9 protein-coding genes are annotated in these 10,656 nt (G+C 61.4%); 6 read left to right on the plus strand and 3 right to left on the minus strand.

Going from position 1 to position 10,656, the window contains the following annotated elements; genetic code table 11:
- Nucleotides 1–219: 219 nt before the first annotated feature.
- Entirely contained in the window at nt 220–1,233 is a 1,014-nt protein-coding gene (gap, locus tag JHD62_RS15325) for a type I glyceraldehyde-3-phosphate dehydrogenase (RefSeq protein WP_062791334.1), read from the minus strand.
- A gap of 115 nt (nt 1,234–1,348) precedes the next feature.
- Entirely contained in the window at nt 1,349–3,334 is a 1,986-nt protein-coding gene (tkt, locus tag JHD62_RS15330; RefSeq protein WP_199103658.1) for a transketolase, read from the minus strand.
- Between the two features lie 104 nt (nt 3,335–3,438).
- Between tkt and JHD62_RS15335 the strand changes: the two genes are divergently transcribed.
- Together JHD62_RS15335 and JHD62_RS15340 are read left to right on the plus strand one after the other, a co-directional pair.
- Entirely contained in the window at nt 3,439–3,672 is a 234-nt protein-coding gene (locus JHD62_RS15335; RefSeq protein ID WP_199103659.1) for a hypothetical protein, read from the plus strand.
- Nucleotides 3,662–4,393 (plus strand): BPSS1780 family membrane protein, encoded by a 732-nt coding sequence (locus tag JHD62_RS15340; RefSeq protein ID WP_199103660.1) that lies wholly within the window; start codon nt 3,662–3,664, stop codon nt 4,391–4,393. The genes JHD62_RS15335 and JHD62_RS15340 overlap by 11 nt, the downstream gene beginning before the upstream one ends.
- 16 nt (nt 4,394–4,409) lie before the next feature.
- On the opposite strand, the gene JHD62_RS15345 is transcribed toward JHD62_RS15340, so the two are convergent.
- A complete protein-coding gene (locus tag JHD62_RS15345) occupies nt 4,410–4,880 on the minus strand; it encodes a GNAT family N-acetyltransferase (RefSeq protein ID WP_199103661.1) in 471 nt (156 codons plus the stop codon).
- Nucleotides 4,881–5,049: 169 nt separating this feature from the next.
- Between JHD62_RS15345 and parC the strand changes: the two genes are divergently transcribed.
- The 4 genes from parC to JHD62_RS22640 form a co-directional block, all read left to right on the plus strand.
- Nucleotides 5,050–7,380, plus strand: coding sequence for a DNA topoisomerase IV subunit A (gene parC, locus JHD62_RS15350; RefSeq protein ID WP_199103663.1), 2,331 nt, complete (start codon nt 5,050–5,052; stop codon nt 7,378–7,380).
- On the plus strand, nt 7,377–8,933 hold the full coding sequence (locus JHD62_RS15355; protein WP_233160986.1) for a nitrogen regulation protein NR(II): 1,557 nt from the start codon (nt 7,377–7,379) through the stop codon (nt 8,931–8,933). Before parC ends, JHD62_RS15355 begins: the two co-directional genes overlap by 4 nt.
- On the plus strand, nt 8,926–10,263 hold the full coding sequence (locus JHD62_RS15360) for a sigma-54 dependent transcriptional regulator (protein WP_199103662.1): 1,338 nt from the start codon (nt 8,926–8,928) through the stop codon (nt 10,261–10,263). Before JHD62_RS15355 ends, JHD62_RS15360 begins: the two co-directional genes overlap by 8 nt.
- A gap of 193 nt (nt 10,264–10,456) precedes the next feature.
- Nucleotides 10,457–10,656, plus strand: a 200-nt coding sequence (locus JHD62_RS22640) for a hypothetical protein (protein WP_233160988.1), incomplete at its 3' end; no start/stop codon positions are given.

The following is a 10,656-nucleotide window of genomic DNA, read 5'->3' on the forward strand; positions in this document are numbered from 1 at the left end:
TCAAGTAGTGTATTTATTACAGCAGTTGGCTCTTGCACCCTGCCCTGCTGGCTGTTAAGCGCCGCGCTAGGCCGCAGCCTGGGCGGGTGTGTTTGCCCTGGGGCGCAGTGGCGGGAGCATGGCTCAACCGGCTCACTCGTCCGTGCTGTTTCCGCACGAAAGCAGGCGGACCTGCGTCCTGCCTGCTTTCATTTGCTGCCGGCCCCGCAGGGCCATACCTTACTTGGCTTCGAACATAGCGCGAGCGGTTTTCAGCATCTGGTTGCTGAAACCCCACTCGTTGTCGTACCAGGCCAGTACCTTCACCATATTGCCGCCAGTCACCTTGGTCAGGGTGGCGTCAAAGGTGGAGGCTTCGGTGCTGTGGTTGAAGTCGGAGGAAACCAGCGGCAGGGTGTTGAAGCCCAGTACGCCCTTCATCGGGCCTTCGGCAGCAGCCTGCAGGATTTCGTTGACTTCGTCCTTGGTGGTGTCACGGCCGGACTTGAAGGTCAGGTCAACCAGCGAAACATTGATGGTGGGAACGCGTACGGCGAAGCCATCGAGCTTGCCCTTCAGTTCCGGCAGCACCAGACCCACGGCCTTGGCGGCACCGGTCTTGGTGGGGATCATGTTTTCGGTGGCGGAACGGGCGCGGCGCAGGTCCTTGTGACGCACGTCGGTCAGCACCTGGTCGTTGGTAAAGGCGTGGATGGTGGTCATCAGGCCCTTGGTCACGCCAATGGTGTCGTTCAGTGCCTTGGCCACCGGTGCCAGGCAGTTGGTGGTGCAGGATGCGTTGGATACCACGGTCATGGCGCTGGTCAGCACGTTGTGGTTCACGCCGTACACGATGGTGGCGTCCACGTCGTCACCGCCCGGGGCGGAAATCAGCACCTTCTTGGCACCGGCATCCAGGTGAACCTGGCACTTTTCCTTGCTGGTGAAGGCACCGGTACATTCCAGTACCAGGTCTACATTCAGGGCTTTCCACGGCAGTTCGGCCGGATTGCGGGTGGAGAAGAACGGAATCTTCTCGCCATTGATCAGCAGGTTTTCTTCATCGTGTGCGATGTCTGCCGGAAAACGACCGTGCACGGTGTCGAACTTGGTCAGGTGGGCGTTGGTGGCCAGATCGCCAGTAGCGTTGACGGCAACAACCTTGAAATCGTTGTGCAGGTTGTATTCGTAAATGGCGCGCAGAACCTGACGGCCAATACGGCCGTAGCCGTTGATCGCGATGCGAATGGTCATACTATTACTCTCCCGGAAAGTCTGGTGCCTCCCCGCGTGAGCGGGTCAGAATGGAGACACCACAAAAATAAGGCCACCCCTGCTTTGTTTTTGGATGGGGTGGCCTGTGCTTTATTTACTGGATGATGTTCTTGGTCTTGGCGACGACATTGTCGACGGTGAAGCCGAATTCCTTGAACAGTACGCCTGCCGGTGCGGATTCGCCGAAATGGTCGATACCGACCACATCGCCTTCCAGACCGACATACTTGCGCCAGAAGTCCGGCACGCCGGCTTCAATGGCCAGGCGCGGCAGGCCGGCCGGCAGCACGCTTTGCTGCCAGGCCTTGTCCTGCTGGTCGAACACATTGGTGCAGGGCATGGACACCACGCGCACGGCAATGCCTTCGGCGGCCAGTGCTTCCTGTGCCTTCAGCGCCAGTTCGATTTCCGAACCGGTGGCAATCAGCACGGCGCGGGCATCGGCGGCATCGCGCAGCACGTAGCCGCCACGCGCGATGTCTTTCACTTGCTGCGCATCACGCTGCACGAAAGGCAGGTTCTGGCGGCTGAGGATCAGGCTGCTCGGCGTGGTTTTCTGTTCGATGGCATGTGCCCAGGCCACCGCAGCTTCGGTGGTGTCGCACGGACGCCAGGTGTGGTGATTCGGAATCATGCGCAGTGTGGCCACTTGTTCCACCGGTTGGTGGGTGGGGCCGTCTTCGCCCAGACCGATGGAGTCGTGAGTGAACACGAACACCGGGTTGATCTTCATCAGCGAGGCCATGCGCAGAGCATTGCGGGCGTATTCGCTGAACATCAGGAAGGTGCCGCCGTAGGGGCGCAGGCCACCGTGCAGCGTCATGCCGTTCATGATGGCGGCCATGCCGAACTCGCGTACGCCATAGCTGATGTAGTTGCCGTTACCGGCAGCGTCGATCCACTTGGAGCCAGACCAGTTGGTCAGGTTGGAGCCGGTCAGGTCGGCCGAACCGCCTACAAACTCAGGCAGGCTGGGCGAGAAGGCTTCCAGTGCAATCTGGCTGGCCTTGCGGGTGGCCACGGTCTGGGCGGCGTCGACGATTTTGGCGATGGCAGCATCGCGGGCTTCGGCCCAGGCAGCCGGCAGTTCGCCCTGCATGCGGCGTTCGAATTCGGCAGCCAGTTCCGGGTAAGCGGCGCGGTAGGCGTCAAACTGCTTGTTCCATTCGATCTCGGCCAGTGCACCCTTGTCGCGGGCGCTCCAGGCGGCGTAGATCTCGGCCGGAATTTCAAACGGGGCATGCGGCCAGTTCAGGGCTTCGCGCGCAGCGGCAATTTCAGCCGCGCCCAGCGGTGCGCCGTGTACGTCGTGTGTGCCTTGCTTGTTGGGCGAGCCAAAGCCGATGGTGGTCTTGCAGCAGATCAGCGTCGGGCGGTCGCCCTTCTTGGCGGTTTCGATGGCAGTGGCGATTTCCACCGGATCGTGGCCGTTGACGTTCTTGATCACCTGCCAGCCGTAGGCTTCGAAGCGGGCCGGGGTGTTGTCGGTGAACCAGCCTTCAACGTGGCCGTCGATAGAAATGCCGTTGTCGTCCCAGAAGGCGATCAGCTTGTTGAGGCCCCAGGTACCGGCCAGCGAGCAGGCTTCGTGGCTGATGCCTTCCATCAGGCAACCGTCCCCCAGGAATACCCAGGTGTTGTGGTCAACGACGGTGTGGCCGTCACGGTTGAACTGGGCGGCCAGCATTTTTTCGGCCAGCGCCATGCCCACCGCATTGGTGATGCCCTGGCCTAGCGGGCCAGTGGTGGTTTCCACGCCCGGTGCATAACCGTATTCCGGGTGGCCCGGGGTTTTGGAATGCAGCTGACGGAAGTTTTTGAGGTCGTCGATGGACAGATCGTAGCCGGTGAGGTGCAGCAGGCTGTAGATGAGCATGGAGCCGTGCCCGTTGGAGAGCACGAAGCGGTCACGGTTGGACCAGGAAGGGTTGGCAGGATTGTGCTTCAGGTGATCGCGCCACAGCACTTCAGCGATATCAGCCATGCCCATCGGGGCGCCGGGGTGACCAGATTTTGCCTTTTCCACTGCGTCCATGGAGAGGAAACGAATGGCGTTGGCTAGCTCGGTTCGGGTGACCATTTCAGGAAAACCTCAAAAACAATAAAGGGGGCGGGACAGATGCGGTACGACAGTCAGCCCGCAACCCGTGCATGGCACCGGCATGGATTAACCGCCGCTAAATCATGGAATTATCCCTGATTTTGCCGCATTGCGGCAACCGTCACGGCGCAGCTTGTGCGCTGTTTTCGTGCAATTTCAATGCATTGTTGACAGCATTGCTGCGCGCAGCGCCACGCGTCCGGCCCGGGGCTGGCAGGCAGATGGGCTTGACCAGCCTGCTGCTCTGGTGGACAGTCGGCGCAGGTTTTCGGGTTTTTGCCATGAATCAGCCGGACAGGAGCAAGCATGCAGACTGAATTTCCCGCACGCATCAATGCACGCCAGGTGGGCTATGCACGGGGCTGGCGCTGGATTGTGGAGGCGTTTTATCTGGTACGACAGCAGCCACTCACCTGGATGTTGCTGGCCGGTGGTTATCTGCTCATCCACTTTGCCGTGGCGGCCATCCCCTTGCTGGGGGCGCCGCTCACTTTCTTTCTGGCCCCGATCTTTGCCGGCGGTTTCGTGCTGGCCGCACAGCAGGCCGAACAAGGCCGCGAACTGAAGCTGCGCGCCCTGTTTGCCGGGTTTGACCGCGCACCGCGCGCCTTGCTCAATGTCGGCATGCTGTATCTGGCCCTGTTGTTGCTGGCCATGATGCTGCTCAGTGCCGCCATGCCCTTATTGGGCCTGCAACTGATAGCAGCGCAGAATGCGCAGGAGCTGCCCAGGCTGGAAGGCCCGGTCGGGTTGTTCATGCTGCTCAGCGCCGCGCTGATGTTCCTGCTCAGCCTGTGCTACTGGTTTGCGCCGGCCCTGGTGGTACTGAGTGGTCTGGGTCCGTGGCAGGCGCTGCGGGACAGTTTTCGCGGTGGTATTGCCAACTGGCAGGCGGTGCTGCTCAGTGCCTTCATGCTGGCCGTGTTGTTGTTTCTGGCTGTGTTGCCGCTGGGTCTGGGCTTGCTGCTGTGGTTTCCGGTGCTGTATGTCACCGCCTACACCGGCTGGAAAGACCTGTTCGCGCCGCAGGCGGCTTGAGCAGGCCTGGGCCGGCTCAGTGACTGAGCGCGCCGCGCCGCATGTCCACATGCAGGATGCCGCCATCGTCATAAGGCTGTGACACCGCGACAAAGCCGAAGCGTTCATACAGTCCCTGGGCGGATGTCTGGGCCGACAGCATGATGGGAGCGGCAGGCCACAATTGCAGGCAGTGGGCCACCGCTTCCGCCAGCAATTGCTGGCCCAGCCCCTTGCCGCGGGCCACCGGTTCCAGCACCACGCGGCCGATGGCGCTGGCATCCGCATATTTTTCGCCCGGTGCAATCAGGCGGGCATAGGCCAGCAATTTGCCATGACCATCGCGGCCCAGCAGGTGGTGACAGTGCAGGTCCACGCCATCCACATCGCCATAGATGGATTGTTGTTCCAGTACGAATACCCGGTCGCGCAACTGCAGCATTTCATACAGCGCAAGCGGGGAAAAGCCGTCAAACGGGTGGCATTGCCACTGCAACAGGCTGGCCATAGTAGAATTGCCCTCGAAAATGAATGGCGCAGCGCGCCTGTCCTGCCGATATGGTGTCGGAAACCGTGGATGGCGTCGCTGCAAATGAACACGTGTAAACCTATCACACAAGCAAGCTCTGCCCATGAACAGTAATGATCTCTTTGACGATGCGCTGCCCGCCACCGGCATGCAGCCGCCCGTGACACCGCCAGCCCCGCCGGCAGATGCGCAGTCGGGCGACTGGATTCCGCTGGACCAGTATGCCGAGCGTGCCTATCTGGAATACGCCATGAGCGTGGTCAAGGGCCGCGCGCTGCCGGAAGTGGCCGACGGCCAGAAACCGGTGCAGCGCCGCATTCTGTATGCCATGCGCGACATGGGCCTGGTGCATGGGGCCAAGCCGGTCAAGTCGGCCCGTGTGGTGGGTGAAATCCTGGGTAAATACCACCCGCACGGCGACAGCTCGGCTTACGAGGCGCTGGTGCGCATGGCGCAGGACTTCACCCTGCGCTATCCGCTGATCGACGGTCAGGGCAACTTCGGCAGCCGCGACGGCGACGGTGCCGCCGCCATGCGTTACACCGAAGCACGCCTGACGCCGATTGCCGAACTGCTGCTGGGCGAAATCGACATGGGTACGGTGGATTTTGTGCCCAACTATGACGGCGCATTTGAAGAGCCTGCCCTGCTGCCGGCGCGCCTGCCCATGGTGCTGCTCAACGGTGCATCCGGTATTGCCGTGGGCATGGCCACGGAAATTCCGCCGCATAACCTCACCGAAGTGGCACGCGGCTGCCTGGCCTTGCTGGCCAACCCGGAACTGACGACCCGCCAGCTGATGGACTACATCCCCGGCCCGGACTTCCCCGGCGGTGGCCAGATCATCACCCCGTTTGACGACATTCTGGCGGCGTATGAAGGTGGCCGTGGCAGCGTGCGGGTGCGTGCCAAATGGGAAGTGGAAAAACTGGCGCGTGGCCAGTGGCGCGTCATCGTGTCCGAGCTGCCGCCCGGTTCTTCCGCGCAGAAGGTGCTGGCCGAGATTGAAGAAGCCACCAATCCCAAGCTCAAGACCGGCAAGAAGGCGCTGACGCAGGAACAGCAAAACCTCAAGAGCCTGATGCTGTCGCTGCTGGACCGCGTGCGCGACGAATCGGACAGCCAGAACCCGGTACGTCTGGTGTTCGAACCCAAGTCCAGCCGGCAGGACCCGGACGAGTTCATCAACATCCTGCTGGCGCAAACCAGTCTGGAAGGCAATGCCTCGATGAACCTGGTGATGATCGGCCTGGACGGTCGCCCGGCGCAGAAGGGCCTCAAGGCCATTCTGAGCGAGTGGATCGCCTTCCGCCGCAGCACCGTCACCCGCCGTCTCAAGCACCGCCTGGGTCAGGTGGAAAAGCGCATCCATATTCTGGAAGGCCGCATGATTGCCTTCATCCATATCGATGAAGTCATCCGCGTCATCCGTGAATCGGACGAACCCAAGCCCGACCTGATGAAAGCCTTCGGCCTGTCCGAAGCACAGGCCGAGGACATTCTGGAAATCCGCCTGCGCCAGCTGGCGCGGCTGGAAGGCTTCAAGCTGGAGAAAGAGCTGTCCGAGCTGCGCGAAGAGCGCGAAGGCCTGCGCCATGTGCTGGATACGCCGGATGCCCTCACCCGCCTGATCCGCGACGAAATCATGGCCGACACTGCCAAATACGGCGATCAGCGCCGCAGTGAAATCAAGGCGGCCGAACGTGCAGTGCTGACCCAGACCATCGCCGACGAGCCGGTCACCATCATCCTGTCGCAAAAGGGCTGGATCCGCGCCCGCGTCGGCCACAATGTCGACCTGTCCGCCCTGGCCTTCAAGGATGGCGATGGCCTGCACACCGTGGTGGAAACCCGCACCGTGTGGTCGGTCATCGTGCTGGACAACAAGGGCCGCGCCTACACCATCGATCCGGCCGATGTGCCCACCGGTCGTGGCGACGGCGTGCCGGTAGCCTCGCTGGTGGATTTGCAGGACGGTGCCAAGCCGGCACAAATGATTTCCGGCAAGGACGACGCCCGCTTCGTGGTGGCCGGTTCCGGCGGTTATGGCTTTGTGGCCAGGCTGTCCGACATGTCGGGTCGGGTCAAGGCGGGCAAGGCCTTCATCACGCTGGACGATGGCGAAAGCGTCATCACCCCGGTGGCGGTGGCCGCCAATGCCGACCTGACCACCCTGCGGCTGGTGGCTGCAGCGGACAATGGCCGTCTGCTGGCCTTCCCGGCAGGCGAGCTGAAGGAAATGGCCAAGGGCCGTGGCCTGATGCTGATGGGGCTGGACACCGGTGAGTCGCTCACCGCCATCGGGCTGGTCAAGGGCGACAAGGCCGTGCTGGCCACGGTATCGGTGCGTGGCAAGGTGGCGGACGAAAAACTGGCACTGGCCGAGTTCGATGCCAAGCGCGGCAAGAAAGGCAAACTGATGCCGAAGAAGTGGACGGTATCGGCCATTGGTGATTTGCCCACGGCTGACACACCATGATGTCTGAACGCTCGCTGCCGCTGAGTCCGCGCAAGGCCCTGGCCTTCGTCAACGGCTTTCGCGCCATCATGCTGCTGGTGTTGCTGTTCATGTCGCTGCTGCAAGGCAGCGAAGGACAGCGGCTGGTCGACGGTGGCGGGCATTTCAATCTCTGGGCCGTGGTGTATGGCTGCCTGATTGCCAGCTGGTTTGCCCTGCGCGATGGCAAGATTGCCCATACCCTGCAGCTGTCGCTGGCCATTGTGGCCGACATCCTGATGATTGTCTGGCTGATGGGCATGAACGGCGGTGTCAAAAGCGGCTATGGCATGCTGTTGCTGCCCTACCTCGCGGTAGCCGGCCTGCTGTCTTCCGGCCGTTTTGCGCTGTTTTACGCCTCCATCGCCACCGCCAGCCTGTTCGGTTATGTCGGTTACGAGCATGTCCGCAGCCATATGCTGTTTGGCAGCACCAACGATTTGTTCCAGACCGGCCTGTTGTCGCTGGCCGGTTTCGTCACCTCGGTGGTGACTTACCAGCTGGCGCGTGTGGCGCGCGAGTCCGAAGAACTGGCTTCACGTCGCGGCGGCGAAATTGCCAACCTCAACCGGTTGAACGAGCTGGTGCTGCAAAGCCAGCGCGATGCCGTCATCGTGCTGGACGAAACCGGCACCGTGCGGCAATTCAATGCCCAGGCCGTGCGCTACTTCCCCAGCATGCAACGTGGCATCCTGCTGCCGGAACTGTCACCCATCGTCGAGCGTTGGCGTATCAACAACCATTCCCCGATGCCGGTATTTGTCGAGCGCAATGTGCGTGGCCGGCAACTGGGTGGCCGCATGGTGCCCATTCTGGCTGGCGATTTGCGCGGTGTGGTGATGTTCCTGCGTGATATGGCCGATCTGGCCGAAGAAGCCAAACGCATCAAGCTGGCGGCGCTGGGCCGGCTCACCGCCAACATCGCCCATGAAATCCGCAACCCGCTGGCCGCCATCTCCCATGCCGGTGATTTGCTGGCCGAAGGCGCGGAAGACCCGGCTACCCAGCGGCTCACCCGCATCGTGCGCGACAACGCCAAACGGATTAACGGTCTGGTGGAAGAAGTGCTGATGCTGGGACGACGCGACCGGGTCAAAACCGAAACCATCAAGCTGTCCCAGTTCCTGGCTGATTTTCTGGATCAGTTCGGCATGGCCCAGCCTGATGCCGCCGGACGCATCCTCACCATCTTCCACAGCACCGACAGCATCTATTTCGACCGCGGTCATCTGGGGCAGATCCTGTCCAACCTGGTGGGCAATGCCTGGCGCCACTCTTCCCGGGTACATGGCGCGGTATGCATTGAAATCAATCATGTCGAAACCCAGGTGCTCATCCGTGTGATGGATGACGGACCGGGCATGAGCGAAGACGCGCAGTTACACCTGTTCGAACCCTTTTTCACTACCGAAAGCACCGGCACCGGGCTGGGACTCTATATTGCCCGGGAGCTGGCCGAGGCCAACGACGCACGCCTCGACTACATCCCGCCCGGCGGTGTTTTCTGTCTGAGCTGTCATCTAGCCTATGAATAAAGCCCCCCTGCGCGTGCTGGTCGTGGACGACGAACCGGACATCCGCGAACTGCTGGAACTCACCCTGATCAAGATGGGCCTGGATGTCATCACGGCCGGCAATGTCAGCGATGCCAAGGCGCGCCTGCAGCGCGAACCCTTCAATCTGGTGCTTACCGACATGCGCATGCCGGATGGCGAAGGCATTGAAGTGGTCGAATTCATTGCCGAGCAAGGACTGGATATTCCCAGCGCCATCATCACCGCCTACGGCAGCACGGAAAACGCGGTGAAGGCCATGAAGGCCGGCGCGTTTGACTATCTGTCCAAACCCATCAGCCTGGCCCAGTTGCGCACCCTGGTGAAATCGGTACTGAAAGTGGATGGCAATGGCAAATCCAGCAGTATCGAACGCCTGGTCGGCGACTCGCCTGCCATGCTGGAAGTCCGCCGCATGGTGGACAAGCTGGCGCGCAGCCAGGCCGCTGTCTATATCAGTGGCGAATCGGGCACCGGCAAGGAGCAAGCCGCCCGCCTGATTCATGAACAAAGCGGACGTGCCGAACGCCCCTTCGTTCCGGTCAATTGCGGTGCCATTCCGGAAAACCTGATGGAAAGCGAATTCTTCGGCTATCGCAAAGGTGCCTTCACCGGAGCCGACAGCGAGCGCGACGGATTCTTCCAGCAAGCCGCTGGCGGCACCCTGTTTCTGGACGAAGTTGCCGACCTGCCGCTGGCCATGCAAGTCAAACTGCTGCGCGCCATTCAGGAAAAGAAGGTGCGCAAACTGGGCAGCCCGCAAGAAGACCCGGTCGATGTGCGCATCATCTGCGCCACCCACAAGGACCTGGCAGCCCTGGTCGAAGCCGGGCAGTTCCGTCAGGACCTGTATTACCGGCTCAATGTACTACCACTGCGCATGCCGCCACTGCGCGAACTGCGCGAGGACATTCCCCGCTTCATCGGCGCCCTGCTCGACCGCTTCGCCACCGCGGACAGCCGGCCGCGTCTCACCCCGGATGCGGTCAAGGCCATGCTGGCTTACAACTACCCGGGCAACTTCCGTGAACTGGAAAACATCCTCGAACGCGCAGTAGCACTGGCCGGTGACGACAAGGTCGATGTCGCCGACCTGCAACTCACCCTGAGCCAGCCACTGCAGGAGCAGGATGACGCCATCCCCGGCTATGCTGGCAGTGAACCGCTGCAAGACTTTCTGGACCGGGTGGAGCGGGAAGCCATCCTCAAGGCACTGGATGCCACCCGTTTCAACCGCACCCAGGCGGCCAAGCTGCTCGGCCTCACCTTCCGCTCCATGCGTTACCGGATGGACCGGCTCGGCATCAAATAAGAGCCCCGTCATCCGCCATCTATATAGAGTCATCGCAAACATCAGCAACCCGTTTGCAAAAAGCCCGGCCCAGCCGGGCTTTTTGCTGCCTGTGTCGGCGGCGAAACCAGCTTTTTGCGCCAGTTTCCCTCGTGGGTCAGCGTCAGGAAGGACGCCAGTGCGCCGCTGGCTGTGCACCCGCAGCAAAACAGTCATGAAACCTGTATTTCATAAATCATTACCGTTCAGTGACTTAGCAGTCTGTGCGACGGAATTTTGGCAAATCTTGCAGATTTCTTCGCACAAAGTGTTGACGAGGGTGGGTCATGGCGGTATAGTTCGCCTCCTCAGCAGACAACGCAGCGACGGAAACGAAACGCAGCGACCTGCACCGCTCTTTAAAAAACAGAATAA

The organism is Aquitalea sp. ASV11 (assembly GCF_016429185.1).
GTDB classification, from domain to species: Bacteria; Pseudomonadota; Gammaproteobacteria; order Burkholderiales; family Chromobacteriaceae; genus Aquitalea; species Aquitalea pelogenes.

Coding starts and splice junctions, on each gene's coding strand:
- JHD62_RS15355 (WP_233160986.1), top strand. CDS start 7,377: ATGATGTCTGAACGCTCGCTGCCGCTGAGTCCGCGCAAGGCCCTGGCC.
- JHD62_RS15340 (WP_199103660.1), top strand. CDS start 3,662: ATGCAGACTGAATTTCCCGCACGCATCAATGCACGCCAGGTGGGCTAT.
- JHD62_RS15335 (WP_199103659.1), top strand. CDS start 3,439: ATGGAATTATCCCTGATTTTGCCGCATTGCGGCAACCGTCACGGCGCA.
- JHD62_RS15345 (WP_199103661.1), bottom strand. CDS start 4,880: ATGGCCAGCCTGTTGCAGTGGCAATGCCACCCGTTTGACGGCTTTTCC.
- parC (WP_199103663.1), top strand. CDS start 5,050: ATGCAGCCGCCCGTGACACCGCCAGCCCCGCCGGCAGATGCGCAGTCG.
- tkt (WP_199103658.1), bottom strand. CDS start 3,334: ATGGTCACCCGAACCGAGCTAGCCAACGCCATTCGTTTCCTCTCCATG.
- JHD62_RS15360 (WP_199103662.1), top strand. CDS start 8,926: ATGAATAAAGCCCCCCTGCGCGTGCTGGTCGTGGACGACGAACCGGAC.
- gap (WP_062791334.1), bottom strand. CDS start 1,233: ATGACCATTCGCATCGCGATCAACGGCTACGGCCGTATTGGCCGTCAG.